Raw genomic sequence first — 17,270 nt, 5'->3', positions numbered from 1 at the left:
GCGTGTTATCCACGGGGCATGGACGAGGCGGGCGGGACGAGCGGGGCAGACGGCGTCAACCGCCATGACCGGGTGAGCAATCGGCTCGCGGACACGTCGGCGGAGACCGTCGTGCAGGCCGGGAGCATCGGCTCGTTGACCATCCACCAGATGGTGGCGCGACCGCCCGCGGCCGCTCTGCGGAGCCTGCCTCCCCGCCCGCAGACGGTGGTCGGCCGTGAGCGGACCCTGGCCGCCCTGCTGGAGCACCTGCGCCCGACCGCTCCCTTCCCCGCACCGCACGCCGTGGCCGTCACCGGCCAGGGCGGTGTCGGCAAGACGGTGATCGCCCTGGAGGCGGCGTACGAGGCGGTCGGCCGCGGCTGGTTCCCCGGCAGTGTGCTGTACGCCGACGCCCGCGCCCACCACCCCGGCCGCGAGGCGGGCCTGGAGGAACTGCTGGACGGCTTCCTGCGCATGCTGGGGGTCGCGGGCAGTGACGTCCCCACCCACCTCGTCGGCCTGGAGGCCCTGTTCCGCGGTGAGCTGGCCCGGCGCGGGGAACGCCTGGGGGCGACGCTGATCCTGGTGGACGACGCCGCGTCGGTGGCCGACCTCGCCGGGCTGGTCCCGCCCGGGGCGGGGCACCGGCTTCTGGTGACATCGCGGGAGAGGCCGCCCGGCCGGCCGGACCTCGCGGTGCTGCCGCTCGACGTGTTCGCCCCGGAGGACTCGCTGGCCATGTTCCGGGCCGGCCGGCTCGGGCCCGTGGACGAGCGGGACCTGACCGAGGTGGCCGAACTATGCGGGCACCTCCCGCTCGCCCTGTCCATGGCGCTGGCCCGGCTGCGGGAGGAGGGCGGCGGCGCGCTGGGCCCGCTGCTCGCCCGGCTGCGGGAGGGCCGCAACCGCCTCGCCGAGCTGGACCTGCACGGTCCGTTCGACACCTCGTACCGGGCGCTCGCCCCGGACGACGCCCGGCTGCTGCGGCTGCTGGCGCTGCACCCCGCGACGCTGATCGACCCCGGCTCCGCCGCCGCGCTCGCCGGGGTGCCGGAGGCCGAGACCGTCCGAAGGCTGCGGCGGCTGCTCCGGGCGGGGCTGCTGCTGCCCGCCGCGCCGGACGGTCGGGTCCGCTTCCACGACCTGGTACGCCTCTATGCCGGTGAGCGGCTCGAGGAGGGACCGGAGGCCGAGCGCACCGAGGCCCTGTCCCGGCTGCTGCGCCACTTCGCCGAGCGCGCGGCCCGGTCCGGCGCCCCGTGGCTGGAGGACGAGCGCGGCGCGGCGGTGGCCGCCCTCGCCGCGGCGGCGGCCGCGCGCCTGGACGAGGCGGTGGAGGAGCTCGGCGAGCCGCTGACCGCGTACCTGGTCCGCCATTCCCACCTCATCGACGCCCTGACCGTCCTCAGGCACCGGGCGATGGCGGCCGGGCGGCGCCGGGACCGCGCGGCCGAACAGCGCGCCCTGAACCAGATGAGCGAGTTGTACACGGAACTGCGCCACGTGGATCACGCGAGGGCGTGCGACCGTGCCGGAGACCTGCTGCGCTACCGGCACGGCGGAGCTCATGTCCCCCTGGGCGTGATGCGGGGGCGCCTCCACGACCTCCTGGGTACGCAGACCCGCATGCACGGGCGGCACGCGGAGGCGGTGACGCACCTGTCCACGGCGGAGCGTATCTGGCGGCGGGAGCGGCGCGACCGGGAGCGCGCGGTCTCGCTGTGCGCCCTCGGCTCGGCGTACCTCGCTCTGGGCCGCAACCAGCAGGCCACCTCGGTCCTCCGCCAGGCGCTGCTCCTGGCCGGGACCGGTGACTACCCCTCCGTCGCCGCGCTGGCCCATCGGGAGCTGGCCGAGGCGGCGCTGGCGCGGGGGGACGCGCGCGGCGTGGTGGAGCACGCCAAGAGCGCATACGACCTGGCGAGCCGCACCGGTGAGCACGGCGTCCGCGTCGCGTCGCACGTCACCCTCGCCCGGTTCGCCCTCGCGCGGGGTGATCTCGCGGATGCGCGGGAATGGGCCGACCTGGCCCTGGATGCGGCTCGGCTCCCCGCCCCCCTGTCGAAGATGCTCCCGCACCTCGTGGACGCCCTGCTCTCGGACAGGGAGGTGGAGCAGGCCGAGAGGGAGGCGCGGAGTGACGCGCCGCGGCACGTGGCCGACGGAGGGCAGAGGGACGCGGAGCACGCCGTCGCGTCGTCGGCGGGGCGGCGCGAAGAGGAGCGGCGGGCACGCCGTGAGCAGGTCGAGACCCTGGCCGGGGCAGCGCTGGAGAGTTCGGACGACGAGAGGCTTCCCCCGCCACCTCCCCCGCCGGACCGCACCCTGCCCGCCTCCGCCTGGGCGCGGCTCGCGGTGGCCCTGCTGTGCGTCGTGGCGGCACCGTTCGCCGGTCTGCCGCCCGGGCTGCCGCCCCTCGCCCACTGGGCCCTGTGGGCGGGGTATCTGACGCTCGGCGCGCTGGGCCTGGGAGCGTCCTACCGGACGCTGGCCACAGGGAGGAACACCCTGTCGGTGGCGCTGGCGAGCGTCTGGACCGTGGCCGGCGCGGGTGTGGGCTTCCTCCAGGCCGGGCCGGCCATCGACGCCGCGTGGGCTCTCGTGCCGCAGTTGGCGACACTCGCGCCGCTCGTCGCCTTCTGGCACTTCCACCGTGAGGTGTGGGGCGCAGTGTGGCGTGGTCTCGCGCGCCCGCTGCGGACGCGGGGCAACTGATCGATCATCGCTCATCCGAGCGCGACGTTTTCCAAGTGAGAGCAATTTCTGGCACGCAGTGTCTTGTCACCTGGCACGGCGTGCCATACGTTGATGTTGTCCGGGCGGCCGGCGTGCAGAGGACTCTCGTACGCCGGCTGTCCCCGCAGCCCTTCCCGGGGCCGCGCGCCCGGACGCCTGCGTCACAGGCACTCTCGCGCACCACCCCGCGCCGCCAAGCACCACCGGCCGAACCGACGGCACACCTCCCTGCAGCACACCCCGACGTACCCCTCAGCGTCCCCGAGAAGACGCATGCATCGCCGGAGGCACCACCGTGAAGGAAATCCTGGACGCGATCCAGTCGCCGGACTCCACGTCCGAGGACTTCGCCCACCTCGCACTGCCCGAGTCCTACCGCGCGGTCACCGTCCACAAGGACGAGACCGAGATGTTCGCCGGTCTCACCACCCGCGAGAAGGACCCGCGCAAGTCGCTCCACCTGGACCAGGTGCCGCTGCCCGAGCTCGGCCCCGGCGAGGCCCTCGTCGCCGTGATGGCCAGCTCCGTCAACTACAACTCGGTGTGGACCTCGATCTTCGAGCCGCTGTCGACCTTCGGCTTCCTGGAGCGGTACGGCCGCACCAGCGAGCTGGCCAAGCGCCACGACCTGCCGTACCACATCATCGGCTCCGACCTCGCGGGCGTCGTCCTGCGCACCGGGCCGGGCGTCAACTCCTGGAAGCCGGGCGACGAGGTCGTCGCACACTGCCTCTCGGTCGAGCTGGAGTCCTCCGACGGCCACAACGACACGATGCTCGACCCCGAGCAGCGCATCTGGGGCTTCGAGACCAACTTCGGCGGCCTCGCCGAGATCGCGCTCGTGAAGTCCAACCAGCTGATGCCGAAGCCCGGCCACCTGTCGTGGGAGGAGGCCGCCGCCCCCGGCCTGGTCAACTCCACCGCGTACCGGCAGCTGGTCTCCCGCAACGGCGCCGGGATGAAGCAGGGCGACAACGTCCTCATCTGGGGCGCGAGCGGCGGACTCGGCTCGTACGCCACCCAGTTCGCCCTGGCCGGCGGCGCCAACCCGATCTGCGTGGTGTCCTCGCCGCAGAAGGCGGAGATCTGCCGCGCCATGGGCGCCGAGGCGATCATCGACCGCAACGCCGAGGGCTACAAGTTCTGGAAGGACGAGCGGACCCAGGACCCGAAGGAGTGGAAGCGCTTCGGCAAGCGCATCCGCGAGCTCACCGGCGGCGAGGACATCGACATCGTCTTCGAGCACCCGGGCCGCGAGACCTTCGGCGCCTCGGTCTACGTCACCCGCAAGGGCGGCACCATCACCACCTGCGCCTCCACCTCGGGCTACATGCACGAGTACGACAACCGCTACCTGTGGATGTCGCTGAAGCGGATCATCGGCTCGCACTTCGCCAACTACCGGGAGGCCTGGGAGGCCAACCGCCTGATCGCCAAGGGCAAGATCCACCCCACCCTGTCGAAGGTGTACGCGCTGGAGGAGACCGGCCAGGCCGCGTACGACGTCCACCGCAACCTCCACCAGGGCAAGGTCGGCGTGCTCTGCCTCGCCCCCGAGGAGGGCCTGGGCGTCCGCGACCCGGAGATGCGCGCCAAGCACATCGACGCCATCAACCGCTTCCGGAACATCTGACCGGAACGTCCGAGAGGCGACACCACCGTCATGACGGAACGCAAGAAGGACCGCCCCTGGCTCATGCGGACGTACGCCGGTCACTCGACCGCCGAGGCGTCCAACGAGCTGTACCGGCGCAACCTCGCCAAGGGGCAGACCGGTCTCTCGGTCGCGTTCGACCTGCCCACGCAGACCGGCTACGACCCGGACCACGTCCTCGCCCGCGGCGAGGTCGGCCGGGTCGGCGTCCCGGTCTCCCACCTCGGTGACATGCGGCGGCTGTTCCAGGACATCCCCCTGGAGCAGATGAACACGTCCATGACCATCAACGCCACCGCCATGTGGCTGCTGGCGCTCTACCAGGTGGTGGCGGAGGAGCAGGGCGCGGACATCTCCAGGCTCCAGGGGACGACGCAGAACGACATCGTGAAGGAGTACCTGTCGCGCGGGACGCACGTCTTCCCGCCCGGTCCGTCGCTGCGGCTGACCACCGACATGATCACCTACACGGTCAACCACATCCCCAAGTGGAACCCGATCAACATCTGCAGCTACCACCTGCAGGAGGCGGGCGCCACACCGGTGCAGGAGATCTCGTACGCGATGTCCACGGCCATCGCGGTCCTGGACGCGGTGTTCGCCTCCGGGCAGGTGCCCGAGGAGCGCAGGGGCGACGTGGTCGCCCGGATCTCGTTCTTCGTGAACGCGGGCGTCCGCTTCGTCGAGGAGATGTGCAAGATGCGCGCCTTCGGCCGCATCTGGGACAAGATCACCCGCGAGCGGTACGGCATCGAGGACCCCCGGCAGCGCCGCTTCCGCTACGGCGTCCAGGTCAACTCCCTGGGCCTGACCGAGGCGCAGCCGGAGAACAACGTCCAGCGCATCGTGCTGGAGATGCTCGCCGTGACGCTGTCGAAGGACGCCCGCGCCCGCGCCGTGCAGCTGCCCGCGTGGAACGAGGCGCTGGGCCTGCCCCGGCCCTGGGACCAGCAGTGGTCGCTGCGCATCCAGCAGGTCCTGGCGCACGAGAGCGACCTGCTGGAGTACGACGACATCTTCGAGGGCTCGCACGTCATCGAGGCGAAGGTGAGCGCCCTGGTCGAGGAGTGCCTCGCCGAGATCGCCCGGATCGAGGAGATGGGCGGCGCGATGGCCGCCGTCGAGTCGGGCTACCTCAAGGCGCAGCTCGTCGCCTCGCACGCCGAGCGGCGGGCCCGCATCGAGGCCGGCGAGGAGAAGATCGTCGGCGTGAACTGCTTCGAATCCACCGAGCCGAACCCGCTGACCGCGGATCTGGACACGGCGATCCAGACCGTGGACCCGGCGAACGAGGCACGGGTCGTCGCCGCGCTGCACGAGTGGCGCGACAACCGCGACGAGACCCGGGCCCAGGACGCCCTCGCCGCCCTCAAGGCGACGGCCGCCGGGGACGGGAACCTCTTCGCCGCCACCCTGGAGTGCGCCCGTGCGGGGGTCACGACCGGGGAGTGGGCGTGGGCGCTGCGCGACGTGTTCGGCGAGTACCGCGCGCCGACCGGCGTCTCGTCCGCCCCCGTGGCGGTGGCGGCCGAAGAGGGTTCCCCGCTCGCGGCCGTCCGGGCGAAGGCCGCCCGGACGGCCGCCGATCTGGGCGCGGGACGGCTGCGGCTGCTGGTCGGCAAGCCCGGCCTGGACGGCCACTCCAACGGCGCCGAGCAGATCGCCGTACGCGCCAGGGACGCCGGGTTCGAGGTGGTCTACCAGGGCATCCGGCTCACCCCGGAGCAGATCGTGGACGCGGCGCTCGCGGAGGACGTGCACTGCGTGGGACTGTCCATCCTGTCCGGTTCGCACGCCGAGCTGGTGCCGGACGTGCTGAACCGGCTGCGGGAGGCCGGCGCGGCGGACATCCCGGTCGTCGTGGGCGGGATCATCCCGAACGCGGACGCCGCGGACCTGAGGCGTGCGGGTGTGGCCGCCGTCTTCACCCCGAAGGACTTCGGGATCACGGAGATCATCGGCCGTATCGTCGACGAGATCCGCAATGCCAACAAGCTCGACCCTCTCGAAAGCACGGAGGTCCCCGCATGACCGAGACCACGCCCGCCGGTACGGTGAACCGGCTGCGCCCCCGCCGTTCCTGCCTGGCGGTGCCGGGCTCGAACCCGCGTTTCCTGGAGAAGGCCCAGGGCCTCCCGGCCGACCAGGTCTTCCTGGACCTGGAGGACGCCTGCGCGCCGCTCGCCAAGCCGGATGCGCGGCACACGATCGTGAAGTTCCTCAACGAGGGCGACTGGACCGGCAAGACCCGCGTCGTCCGGGTCAACGACTGGACGACCCACTGGACGTACCGGGACGTCGTCACCGTCGTCGAGGGCGCCGGGCAGAACCTCGACTGCATCATGCTGCCGAAGGTGCAGGACGCCTCGCAGATCGTCGCCCTGGACCTGCTGCTGACGCAGATCGAGAAGACGATGGGCTTCGAGGTCGGCCGCATCGGCATCGAGGCGCAGATCGAGAACGCCCGCGGCCTGAACAACGTCAACGAGATCGCCCAGGCGTCGCCGCGCATCGAGACGATCATCTTCGGCCCGGCCGACTTCATGGCGTCGATCAACATGAAGTCGCTGGTCGTCGGAGAGCAGCCGCCCGGCTACCCGGCGGACGCCTACCACTACATCCTGATGAAGATCCTGATGGCCGCCCGCGCCAACGACCTCCAGGCGATCGACGGCCCCTACCTGCAGATCAAGAACGTGGACGGCTTCCGCGCGGTCGCCGGCCGCGCCGCCGCGCTGGGCTTCGACGGCAAGTGGGTGCTGCACCCCGGCCAGGTCGAGGCGGCCAACGAGGTGTTCTCCCCCTCGCAGGAGGACTACGACCACGCCGAGCTGATCCTGGACGCGTACGAGTACTACACGTCGGAGGCGGGCGGCAAGAAGGGCTCCGCGATGCTCGGCGACGAGATGATCGACGAGGCGAGCCGCAAGATGGCCCTGGTCATCGCCGGCAAGGGCCGGGCCGCGGGGATGCGGCGCACCAGCACGTTCGAGGCCCCGGAGGCGTAAGCGATGCAGTTCGGACGCACCTACGAGGAGTTCGAGGTCGGGGCGGTGTACAAGCACTGGCCCGGAAAGACGGTCACCGAGTACGACGACCACCTCTTCTGCCTCCTGACGATGAACCACCACCCGCTCCACATGGACAGCAACTACGCGGAGAAGACGACGGACTTCGGCAGGAACGTCGTCGTCGGGAACTACGTCTACTCGCTGCTGCTCGGCATGTCCGTGCCGGACGTGTCCGGCAAGGCCATCGCCAACCTGGAGATCGAGTCGCTCAGGCACGTGGCGCCGACCTTCCACGGCGACACGATCTACGGCGAGACGACGGTCCTGGACAAGTGGCCGTCGAAGTCGAAGGACGACCGCGGGATCGTCCACGTCGAGACCAAGGGGTACAAGCAGGACGGCACGCTCGTGTGCGTCTTCCGCCGCAAGGTGATGGTCCCCACGGCCACCTACATCAAGGAGCGCGGCGGCGAGCAGCCCGGCCGCCCGGAGCTGAACCACCAGGAGAAGTAGTCATGGCCCGACTCGCGCAGACCCACGGTCTGACCGATGTCCAGCAGGAGATCCTGTCCACGGTCCGGGACTTCGTCGACAAGGAGATCATCCCGGTCGCGACGGAGCTGGAGCACCGCGACGAGTACCCCCAGGACATCGTGGACGGGCTGAAGGAGCTGGGTGTCTTCGGCCTGATGATCCCCGAGGAGTACGGCGGTCTGGGCGAGTCGCTCCTGACGTACGCGCTGTGCGTGGAGGAGATCGCCCGCGGCTGGATGTCCGTCTCGGGCATCATCAACACCCACTTCATCGTCGCCTACATGCTCAAGCAGCACGGCACGCAGGAGCAGAAGGACACCTTCCTGCCGCGGATGGCGGCGGGCGAGGTGCGCGGCGCGTTCTCGATGTCCGAGCCGGCGCTCGGCTCGGATGTGTCGGCGATCACGTCGAAGGCGGTCAGGGACGGCGACGAGTACGTCCTGAACGGCCAGAAGATGTGGCTGACGAACGGCGGTACGTCCACGCTGGTGGCCGTTCTGGTCCGGAGTGACGAAGGACACCCCGAGGGCACGGCGCCGCACAAGTCGATGACGACCTTCCTGGTGGAGAAGGAGCCGGGCTTCGGCGAGGTCCGGCCGGGCCTCACCATCCCCGGCAAGATCGACAAGATGGGCTACAAGGGGGTCGACACCACCGAGCTGATCATGGACGGGCTGCGGATTCCGGCCAATCGGGTCCTCGGCGGCGTCACCGGGCGCGGCTTCTACCAGATGATGGACGGCGTCGAGGTCGGCCGGGTGAACGTCGCGGCCCGTGGCTGCGGCGTCGCACAGCGTGCGTTCGAACTGGGTGTCCGGTACGCCCAGCAGCGTCAGACGTTCGGCAAGCCGATCGCCCAGCATCAGGCCATTCAGTTCAAGCTGGCCGAAATGGCTACCAAGGTCGAGGCCGCTCATGCCATGATGGTGAACGCAGCTCGCAAAAAGGACTCTGGGGAACGAAACGACCTCGAAGCAGGCATGGCCAAGTATCTGGCCTCCGAGTACTGCAAGGAGGTCGTGGAGGACGCCTTCCGCATCCACGGGGGCTACGGGTTCTCCAAGGAGTACGAGATCGAGCGCCTCTACCGCGAGGCCCCGATGTTGCTCATCGGTGAAGGCACCGCCGAGATCCAGAAAATGATCATCGGTCGCCGCCTGCTCGAGGAGTACCGATTCCAGGGCTGATTGTCGGTTTTGGGGGGTAATGGCCGCGAAGAAGATCACATCCAGTCATCTTCTTCCGGCCTTCGACTCGGCTTCTGGCTTGCCCAGTTGCGGCCCGCAACCGATAGCATCGCCGAAAAGCCGCCGTCCCCCGTTCCCGAGCGCGGCATCATCCGCTACGAAGGTCATCCATGCCCCACAGCCAAACCTCTGCACCTCGCGGCCGTGTCCGTCTCGCGCGCGGAGCATCGCCGTGGCTTCTGCCGACCGTCGCCACCGCAGCAGTAAGCCTCGTCCGCGCCCGCCGCTCCCGGCGTGCCGCGGCGTTCGCCGTCCCGACGACCGCGCTCGCGGCCGGCATGCTGTGGTTCTTCCGCGACCCCGAGCGCGAGATCGCTCAGGGCAGGGTCATCTCGCCCGCCGACGGGGTGGTGCAGAGCATCATGCCGTGGAAGGACGGGCGCACCCGGGTCGCCATCTTCATGAGCCCGCTGAACGTCCACGTCAACCGCGCCCCGATGGCGGGCACGGTGACGTCCGTGGAGCACATCCCGGGCGGCTTCGTGCCGGCGTTCAACAAGGAGAGCGAGAACAACGAGCGCGTCGTCTGGCACTTCGACACGGAGCTCGGCGACATCGAGATGGTGCAGATCGCCGGCGCCGTGGCCCGGCGCATCGTGCCGTACCTGGCGCAGGGCGCCAAGGTCGAGCAGGGCGACCGGATCGGCCTGATCCGCTTCGGCTCGCGGGTCGACATCTACCTCCCGGAAGGTGTGGACGTCGCCGTCGAGGTCGGACAGACCACGACCGCGGGGGTGACTCGCATTGACCGTGATTGACCCTGAGCGACCTGCGGGCTGGGTCGCCGACGGCGAGGCGGACGAGGCCGCCGCGGAGGAGCAGGAGGAGATGCCCCTGTCCCTCCGGCTGTCGATAGCGGACACGCTCACCCTGGGCAACGCCACGTGCGGCTTCATGGCGGTGTACTTCACCACCACCGGCATCCTCATCCCGCACCTCACGGGCAGCGAGGAGACCGGCATGGCGCGGCACTCCGCCGCGACGGCCGTGATACTGATGCTCTGCGCGGCGATCTTCGACCTGTTCGACGGGCTCGTGGCGCGCAAGCTCCGCTCGTCCCCGATGGGCGCCGAGCTGGACAACCTGTCGGACCTGATCAGCTTCGGTCTGGCCCCGGCGTACTTCGTCCTCGTGTACGGGATGGTGGACAGCGACGCCCACCAGCGGGTGTCCGCGGTGGCCGCGATCGTGGTGCTGCTCGCCGTCGTGATGCGGCTGGCGAGATTCTCGGTCGTCACGATGAAGGACGGCATGTTCCAGGGCATGCCGAGCCCGTTCGGCGCGCTGACGGTCGTGTCGATCGTGCTGCTGGGCCTGCCGTTCATCCCGACGCTGCTGGCGATCCTCGGCACGGCGTGGCTGATGGTCAGCCGGGTCGAGTACCCGAAGCCGCGGGGCCCGCTCGCGGTGGCGATGCTCAGCTGGATCGTCGGCGCGATGGGCATGCTGGCGGCCTGGGCGTTCGACGCGCCCGGCGGTCAGCTGCTGCTCCAGACGGGGTGCGCGCTCCAGGTGGTGCTGGGCGCGGTGATCCCGCTCTTCGCGACGGCGCGGCGGGTGAACACCTTCCGCGACAACCGGCGCGAGAGCCGGGAGGCGCGGGCGGCGCAGCTGCCGTAGGCGGATGACAGGGCGAGGGGCCCGGGTGCGACACGCACCCGGGCCCCTCGTCGTATGTGCGGGCGCCGTACCGGGTCAGCCGACGGCCTTGTAGTAGTACGTGGTCGCGCGGGGCTCCCCCGCCGGGTCGGTGGCGTAACCGGGGATCGTCCCGGCCCTGCTCCACCCGGCGGAGCGGTACAGGCCCTCGGCGGGGCTCCCGGTCTCGGTGTCGAGGACCAGCAGCCGCAGCCCGGCGGCCGCGGCCCCCGCCTCGGCGGCCGCGAGGAGCCGCCGGCCGAGCCCCCGGCCCCGCGCGGCGGTGTGCACCAGGAGCTTGGCGATGTCGCCGCGGTGCCGCTGGTTGGGCGCGGTGGCCCGGACGAGGGTCACGACGCCCAGGAGGGCGTCCCCGGCCCCGTACGCGGCCCAGACGGTCCGTACGCCCTCCTCGGCCTCGCGGGCCGCGCCCCGCCACCAGTCGGCGGCCTCGGCGGCGCCGAGCGGGGCCAGGAAGCCGACGGACGCGCCGCCGTGGACGGCGTCCCGGAGGAGGGCGCCGAGCGCGTGGGCCGAGGCGCGCACACGCGCGCCGTCCAGGGTCTCGATGCGGAGGGTGTCGATGTCCATGGGCGCATCGTCGCAGCGGTGTGTTGCGCCCGGATGACGGGCGCCTCCCGGGACGCGGTGTCCTCGCGCCGGCCGTCACGGCCGGGCGCCGCTCCGCCGGTGATGAGGCGTGCCCGGTCCGGGCCGGCTCCCCGCCTGCCCGGTCACGCTGAACAGGCGCCCGCCCTCCCGTCCGGGCGGAAGGGCGGGCAGGGAGCCGGTTGCCGGTCACGGTTCGAGATCGACGACCCCCTTGCCGTCCGGGATGTCCAACGGCACGGAGACCTGGTCGTGGGTGATCAGCCATGCACCGTCGGTCTTCCGGAAGCAGAGCGTCACCCGGACCCATGTGCCGCCCGCCGGTGTCCCGTCGGGCAGCGTGCCGCCGAGACGGCCGAAACCGTGCGCGTACGCCACGTCCCCGCCCACCGCGGTCACCAGGTCGCGGATCTCGTAGGTGACGTCCTGGAAGGTCGCGAACACCCGCGCCCAGTTCTTGAGCTTCGCGTCGACCCCCACGTGCTGGAGGGGCGGCTCGATGTCGAAGGACACCACGTCCGCCGCGTACAGCCGCCGCAGCGCCTCGGTGTCATTGGCCCGGACCGCGCCGGTGACGCCGTCGACGAGGCGGCGGATCGCGTCTTCGTCCGTCTCGCGCGGTGCGGGCGCGGCCGCCGGCCCCTGCGCGCCGCGGGCGACGACGTGGTCCAGCAGCGTGTCCAGGGCGCCTGCCTGGTGGGCGCCCGCCGTGAGCGTCCCCTGCTCGTCGAAGTCCGCGTCCAGGGAGAGCGAGACCTGCGGGGCCACCGCACCCATCTGGAGCAGTTCGCACAGCGCCCGCAGCCGCCGGGCCGCCAGGGCGCCGCCGCGCACGCCGTAGGAGACGAAACCGACGGCCTTGTGGGTCCACTCCGCGTACAGGTAGTCGATCGCGTTCTTGAGCACGCCGGGGATGGAGGCGTTGTACTCGGGGGTGACCATCACGAAGCCGTCGAAGCCGGCGATTGTGTCCGCCCACGCCCGGGTGTGCGCGTGCTGGTACCGCCCGGTGAGCGCGGGCAGCGGCTCGTCCAGATGGGGCAGCGGGTGGTCGAGCAGGTCGATCACCTCGAACCGCGCGTCGCCCCGGCGGGCGGCCCGCTCGTGGACCCAACGGGCGACCTGTTCCCCCTTGCGGCCCGGGCGGGTGCTGCCGATGAGTATGCCGATCCTGGTCATGCCGTCTCCTGCGGTGTCCCGCCCGGGTCCTCCGGGCCGGTGGCGTCTGTCGAGCAGTACGACGAAGCGGCCCGCCGGAATGTCAGGAGGGCGCGGACCTGACAATCGATCGGGCTGTCCCGTCGGAAGGGGGAGGGACATCCGAGACGAGGGAGCCGCAGGAACCATGACCGTGCACGCGACGTCACGACACGACGACGACTCCGACGCGGAGCTGGAGGCGATCATCAGCGAGCGGCGGCGGCTGACCGGTCTCGCCTACCGGCTCCTCGGTTCGCTGGCCGAGGCGGAGGACGCGGTCCAGGAGACCTACACCCGCTGGTACGCCATGTCCCGGCGGCAGCAGGACGCCGTCGAGTCCCCCGGAGCCTGGCTGACGACGGTCGCCACCCGGGTGTGCCTGGACATCCTCGGCTCGGCGCGGATGCGGCGGGAGCGGTACGTGGGCGAATGGCTCCCCGAGCCGCTGCCGGGGCGGACCGACTGGATCGGCGGGCGCCGGGGCACCGAGGCGGCCCACGCCGCGGACCCGGCCGACCGGGTCACCCTCGACGAGTCGGTGGGCATGGCGTTCCTGGTCGTCCTGGAGTCCATGACCCCGGCCCAGCGGGTCGCGCTCATCCTGCACGACGTCTTCGGCTACCCGTTCGCCGAGATCGCGCGGATCACCGGCCGCACCCCGGCGGCATGCCGCGAACTGGCCTCCTCGGCCCGTCGCCGCGTCCGGGCCTCGCTGCCCCCGCAAGCCCCGGCGGCCCACCAGGCACGTCTCGTGAGGGACTTCAAGGAGGCGTGGGACGCGCAGGACGTCGAGGCCCTCATCGGCCTCCTCGCCCCCGGCGCCACGTTCACGGCGGACGGCGGCGGCGTGGTCCCCGCCGCGCTCCGCCCGATCCTGGGCGGCGAGGGGATCGCCCACTACCTCACCGGTCTCGCCGCCCGTGCCTCCGGCGGCCTCACGGTCCTGGAACGCACGGTCAACGGCCGGGCCGGCCTGGTGCTCGAGCACGAGGGCACCACGGTGGCGGTGTACGCGTTCGACGTCGCGGACGACCGGATCACGCGCATCTGGGCGGTGCGCAACCCCGGCAAGCTGCGCCCGTGGACGGAGGACTGACCGGCCGGATCCCGACCGCGCCGCCGGGCGCGGGCCCGCCGCACCGCGGTGGCACCGCCGCGCGGGCCCGGATTCCGGGCCCCGGCCGGGCGGGGGCGGCCCGCCCGGCCGGCGCGGGCGCTACAGCAGGAAGTCGCGGGCCAGGTTCGCCGCCGCGCGCTCCAGCAGGGGGCCCGCCTCCGCGATGCACTTCGCCGGGTCGGGCTCCAGGTCCGTCAGCGGGTACGCGCGGCGGATGCCGGCGCGGCCCAGGGCCTCCGGCGGCAGCGCCAGGCGGCCGCAGACCGCGACGACCTCCACCCCGGCCGCCCTGGCCGCGGCCGCGACGCCCGCCGGCGCCTTGCCGTGCAGGGTCTGCTCGTCCAGGGAGCCCTCGCCGGTGATCACGAGTGTGGCCCGGTCCAGGGCCTCGGTGAAGCCGAGGATGTCGAGCATCAGCTCGATCCCGGGCCGGAAGCCCGCGCCGAGTCCGACCAGGGCCCCGTACCCGATGCCGCCCGCGCCGCCCGCGCCCGGGGCGAGGGCCGCCTCGGCGGCGCGCGGGCCCACGGCCCTCTCCAGCACCTCCACGTACCGCGTGAGCGCCGCGTCCAGGGCGGCCACGTCCTCGGGCGTCGCGCCCTTCTGCGGGCCGAACACCGCCGGGGCGCCCTTCGAGCCGGTCAGCGGATTGTCCACGTCGCTCGCGAGCACCAGCTCCACGTCCGCGAAGCGCGGGTCGAGGCCCGACAGGTCGGCCGTCGCCAGGTCGCGCAGCCCGCCGCCGCCCGGCCCCACCGGCTTGCCGTCCGCGTCGAGGAACCGGGCGCCGAGCGCGGCGAGCATGCCGGCGCCGCCGTCCGTGGTGGCGCTGCCGCCCACGCCGAAGACGAGGGTGCGGGCGCCCGCGTCGAGCGCGGCCCGCAGCAGCTCCCCGGAGCCGTACGTGGTGGCCGTCAGCGGCGCGAACACGCCCTCGGGCAGCAGCTGGAGGCCGGACGCCTCCGCCATCTCCACGACCGCCGTGCCGTCGCGCAGGGCGAACGCCGCGGTGACGGGCTCTCCCAGCGGGCCGGTCACCCGGACCTCGCGGCGCTCGAACCCGGCGGCCACCGCCGCCGCGACCGTGCCGTCGCCGCCGTCCGCGACCGGCAGGGCCTCCACCGCCACACCGGGGACGACGTGCCGGAGCCCCGCCGTGACCCGCTCGGCGACCTGCACGGCCGTGAGGGACCCCTTGAACTTGTCGGCCGCGACGAGCACGCGCGCGGCCTCAGTAACTGCTCCGTCCGTCACTCTTGCATCCCTTGCTATCGAACAGGCAGTCGCGCCAAGGGGACCCTATCCGGAGCGCCGGACGGCGTGCCACCCCTCCGGCACCCGGTCGCGCCGACCATAGTGGGGCGTCATGAGCACGGAACCGATGGATCAGCCCCCGCCCGGCGCTCCCCCGGGCACCTCAGCGGAACCCTCGCCGGACCGGACCCTCGTGACGATCGGCTTCACCGCGGTCCTCGCCGTCGTGCTGTGGGCCTGGCTCGGCGAGGACTCGTTCGACAGCGCGTCGTCGACGGGCCTGTCCTGGGTGCTGGACAACTTCGGCTGGCTGTTCGTGGTGGCCGCCGACGTGTTCCTCGTCCTGTGCCTGGTGATCGCCTTCAGCCGGTTCGGCCGCGTCCGGCTGGGCAAGGACGACTCGGAGCCCGAGTTCGGGAACCTGGCGTGGATCGCGATGATGTTCAGCGCCGGAATGGGCATCGGCCTGATGTTCTACGGCGTCGGGGAGCCGCTCACCCACTACCTCACCCCGCCGCCGGCGGCGGCCGTGCGGGCGGAGTCGGCGGAGGCGGCCCGCGCGGCGATGGAGTACTCGTTCTTCCACTGGACGCTCACCCCGTGGGCGATCTACGGCATCGCCGGCCTCGCCCTGGCGTACGCCGGTTTCCGCAAGGGGCGCGGGAACCGGCTGAGCGCGGCGTTCGTGCCGCTGATCGGCGCGCGGCGGGCCGAGTCGTGGCCGGGCCGGCTGATCGACCTGCTGGCCGTGTTCGCGACGGTCTTCGGCACGGCGACCAGCCTGGGCCTGGGCGCGCTGCAGGTCGCGGAGGGCCTGGACCTGACGGCGGGGCTCACGGCGACCCGCACGACGCAGCTGGTGATCATCGCGGTGCTGTCGGCGGCGTTCGTGCTGTCGGCGTTCTCCGGGCTGCACCGCGGCATCAAGTGGCTGTCCACGCTGAACATCACGCTCGCGGCGCTGCTGATGGTGTTCGTGTTCCTCGTCGGACCGACGGTGTACATCCTCGACTCGATCCCCGCGTCGGTCGGCGGCTACCTCCAGAACCTGCTGCCGATGGCGTCGCGCACGGGCGCGTTCTCGGACCACTCGTGGCTGGGCGCCTGGACGATCTTCTACTGGGCGTGGTGGCTGTCGTGGGCGCCGTTCGTGGGGACGTTCATCGCGCGGATCTCGCACGGGCGGACGATCCGCGAGTTCCTGATCGGGGTGCTGCTGGTGCCCAGCGGCGCGACCGTCGTGTGGTTCTGCGTGATGGGCGGTTCGGCGCTGCGCCTGGAGTCGACGGGCGCCGCGGACCTCGCCGGCGCCGTGCAGGACGGGGCGGAGGCGTCGCTGTTCGCGATGCTGGACGCGCTGCCGCTGGGGACGATCACGTCGTTCCTGGCGATGGTGCTGGTGATGACGTACTTCATCACGAGCGCGGACTCGGCGTCGCTGGTGATGGGGTCGCTGACCAGCCGGGGCTCGCTGCACCCGCCGACGTGGCTGGTCGTCGGCTGGGGCGTGCTGATGGCGGCCGTGGCGGCGGTGCTGCTGGTCGTGGGCGGGCTGAACTCGCTGCAGACGGCGACGATCCTGGTCGCGCTGCCGTTCGTGGTGGTGATGCTGTGCCTGTGCTGGGCGCTGCTGAGGGAGCTGCGGGAGGACCCGGGCGCCGGGCTGGTGCGGCACCCCGCGCTGCACGGGCTGCGGGACGTCGTACGGACGATGGTCGGCGACGCGGTGACGGAGCAGGTGCCCGGGCGGCACCACCGGCTGCGGCGGGCGGCGCGGGCGCGCAGCGAGTCCGAGGACGACACCGGCGGCCGGGGCGACGGACCGGGGTGAGGCGCGGGCGGCGCCCCGGCCCCGCCCGAGGCGGCCCCGCCCGGACGGGCCGTGCGGTCCTACGCGGCGAAGCCCGAACCCCGCTCGGCGTACACCTTCATCGCCGCGCCCAGGAACTCGACCATCCCCGGGTGGTAGGAGTTGTGGAACTCCCGCATGGAGTCGTCCTCGGCGTACAGGAGGGCCATGCCGATGTAGGCCTCCCTGCTGGGGGTGTAGAAGCGGCAGGCTATGCCGAAGTGCCTGCCGACCAGTTCCTGCACGTGGGGGTCGCCGGGGAGCGAGCCGTCCAGGCAGGCGGCGATCTCCTGGTAGAGGGCGTCCCAGTCCCGGTGCACCCGCTCCCTGTCCACGTGCGCCCAGTCGTCGGTCGCGGACAGGCTCCGGGCCTGCTCCGCGGCCAGCGACCGGCGGCACCTCTGCGCGTATGAGTCGTCCACGGCGTGCACCTCGTGTC

The 17,270-nt window shown here is 72.2% G+C and carries 14 protein-coding genes; 10 read left to right on the top strand and 4 right to left on the bottom strand.

The features are described from left to right. The first annotated feature begins 18 nt into the window (after positions 1 to 18). The 8 genes from ACSUPT_RS25380 (at position 19) to pssA (ending at position 10,784) form a co-directional block, all read left to right on the top strand. Entirely contained in the window at positions 19 to 2,697 is a 2,679-nt protein-coding gene (locus ACSUPT_RS25380; RefSeq protein ID WP_436945615.1) for a tetratricopeptide repeat protein, read from the top strand. Between the two features lie 316 nt (positions 2,698 to 3,013). Beyond that, a complete protein-coding gene (gene ccrA / locus ACSUPT_RS25375; protein ID WP_403502894.1) occupies positions 3,014 to 4,351 on the top strand; it encodes a crotonyl-CoA carboxylase/reductase in 1,338 nt (445 codons plus the stop codon). A gap of 30 nt (positions 4,352 to 4,381) precedes the next feature. Continuing rightward, on the top strand, positions 4,382 to 6,403 hold the full coding sequence (locus tag ACSUPT_RS25370; protein WP_351964725.1) for a protein meaA: 2,022 nt from the start codon (positions 4,382 to 4,384) through the stop codon (positions 6,401 to 6,403). Continuing rightward, positions 6,400 to 7,380 (top strand): HpcH/HpaI aldolase/citrate lyase family protein, encoded by a 981-nt coding sequence (locus ACSUPT_RS25365; protein WP_351964724.1) that lies wholly within the window; start codon positions 6,400 to 6,402, stop codon positions 7,378 to 7,380. The genes ACSUPT_RS25370 and ACSUPT_RS25365 overlap by 4 nt, the downstream gene beginning before the upstream one ends. Positions 7,381 to 7,383: 3 nt before the next feature. Then, the gene (locus ACSUPT_RS25360) at positions 7,384 to 7,896 is read left to right on the top strand and encodes a MaoC family dehydratase (protein ID WP_351964723.1); all 513 of its coding nucleotides are present in this window, start codon (positions 7,384 to 7,386) and stop codon (positions 7,894 to 7,896) included. A 2-nt stretch (positions 7,897 to 7,898) separates the two neighbouring features. Continuing rightward, positions 7,899 to 9,104: an acyl-CoA dehydrogenase family protein gene (locus ACSUPT_RS25355; protein ID WP_351964722.1), complete on the top strand. Its 1,206-nt coding sequence runs from the start codon at positions 7,899 to 7,901 to the stop codon at positions 9,102 to 9,104. A gap of 170 nt (positions 9,105 to 9,274) precedes the next feature. Continuing rightward, on the top strand, positions 9,275 to 9,922 hold the full coding sequence (locus ACSUPT_RS25350; protein ID WP_351964721.1) for a phosphatidylserine decarboxylase: 648 nt from the start codon (positions 9,275 to 9,277) through the stop codon (positions 9,920 to 9,922). Beyond that, positions 9,909 to 10,784 (top strand): CDP-diacylglycerol--serine O-phosphatidyltransferase, encoded by an 876-nt coding sequence (pssA, locus tag ACSUPT_RS25345; protein WP_351964720.1) that lies wholly within the window; start codon positions 9,909 to 9,911, stop codon positions 10,782 to 10,784. Before ACSUPT_RS25350 ends, pssA begins: the two co-directional genes overlap by 14 nt. Before the next feature lie 75 nt (positions 10,785 to 10,859). Here pssA and ACSUPT_RS25340 read toward each other — a convergent pair whose 3' ends face one another. After that, positions 10,860 to 11,393, bottom strand: a complete 534-nt coding sequence (locus ACSUPT_RS25340; protein ID WP_351964719.1) for a GNAT family N-acetyltransferase — start codon at positions 11,391 to 11,393, stop codon at positions 10,860 to 10,862. A gap of 207 nt (positions 11,394 to 11,600) precedes the next feature. Beyond that, entirely contained in the window at positions 11,601 to 12,590 is a 990-nt protein-coding gene (locus ACSUPT_RS25335; protein ID WP_436945611.1) for an NAD(P)H-dependent oxidoreductase, read from the bottom strand. 166 nt (positions 12,591 to 12,756) lie between these two features. Here ACSUPT_RS25335 and sigJ point away from each other — a divergent pair, with 166 nt between their 5' ends. Beyond that, positions 12,757 to 13,707 carry an RNA polymerase sigma factor SigJ gene (gene sigJ / locus ACSUPT_RS25330; protein WP_436945609.1) on the top strand — a complete coding sequence of 317 codons (951 nt, stop codon included), beginning with the start codon at positions 12,757 to 12,759 and terminating at the stop codon, positions 13,705 to 13,707. 120 nt (positions 13,708 to 13,827) lie between these two features. Here sigJ and ACSUPT_RS25325 read toward each other — a convergent pair whose 3' ends face one another. Next, entirely contained in the window at positions 13,828 to 14,982 is a 1,155-nt protein-coding gene (locus ACSUPT_RS25325) for a glycerate kinase (protein ID WP_436945607.1), read from the bottom strand. Between the two features lie 112 nt (positions 14,983 to 15,094). Here ACSUPT_RS25325 and ACSUPT_RS25320 point away from each other — a divergent pair, with 112 nt between their 5' ends. Next, positions 15,095 to 16,813 (top strand): BCCT family transporter, encoded by a 1,719-nt coding sequence (locus tag ACSUPT_RS25320; protein ID WP_436945605.1) that lies wholly within the window; start codon positions 15,095 to 15,097, stop codon positions 16,811 to 16,813. A 59-nt stretch (positions 16,814 to 16,872) separates the two neighbouring features. On the opposite strand, the gene ACSUPT_RS25315 is transcribed toward ACSUPT_RS25320, so the two are convergent. Next, positions 16,873 to 17,253: a TipAS antibiotic-recognition domain-containing protein gene (locus ACSUPT_RS25315; RefSeq protein WP_399217599.1), complete on the bottom strand. Its 381-nt coding sequence runs from the start codon at positions 17,251 to 17,253 to the stop codon at positions 16,873 to 16,875. Positions 17,254 to 17,270: the final 17 nt, after the last annotated feature.

Origin of the sequence: Streptomyces sp. SudanB25_2051 (assembly GCF_964272635.1) — a bacterium.
In the GTDB taxonomy this organism is placed as follows: domain Bacteria; phylum Actinomycetota; class Actinomycetes; order Streptomycetales; family Streptomycetaceae; genus Streptomyces.
This window is presented reverse-complemented; position numbering and strand designations above follow the sequence as displayed.

Coding starts and splice junctions, on each gene's coding strand:
- ACSUPT_RS25380 (WP_436945615.1), top strand. CDS start 19: ATGGACGAGGCGGGCGGGACGAGCGGGGCAGACGGCGTCAACCGCCAT.
- ACSUPT_RS25370 (WP_351964725.1), top strand. CDS start 4,382: ATGACGGAACGCAAGAAGGACCGCCCCTGGCTCATGCGGACGTACGCC.
- ACSUPT_RS25365 (WP_351964724.1), top strand. CDS start 6,400: ATGACCGAGACCACGCCCGCCGGTACGGTGAACCGGCTGCGCCCCCGC.
- ACSUPT_RS25360 (WP_351964723.1), top strand. CDS start 7,384: ATGCAGTTCGGACGCACCTACGAGGAGTTCGAGGTCGGGGCGGTGTAC.
- ACSUPT_RS25355 (WP_351964722.1), top strand. CDS start 7,899: ATGGCCCGACTCGCGCAGACCCACGGTCTGACCGATGTCCAGCAGGAG.
- ACSUPT_RS25350 (WP_351964721.1), top strand. CDS start 9,275: ATGCCCCACAGCCAAACCTCTGCACCTCGCGGCCGTGTCCGTCTCGCG.
- ACSUPT_RS25340 (WP_351964719.1), bottom strand. CDS start 11,393: ATGGACATCGACACCCTCCGCATCGAGACCCTGGACGGCGCGCGTGTG.
- ACSUPT_RS25335 (WP_436945611.1), bottom strand. CDS start 12,590: ATGACCAGGATCGGCATACTCATCGGCAGCACCCGCCCGGGCCGCAAG.
- sigJ (WP_436945609.1), top strand. CDS start 12,757: ATGACCGTGCACGCGACGTCACGACACGACGACGACTCCGACGCGGAG.
- ACSUPT_RS25320 (WP_436945605.1), top strand. CDS start 15,095: ATGAGCACGGAACCGATGGATCAGCCCCCGCCCGGCGCTCCCCCGGGC.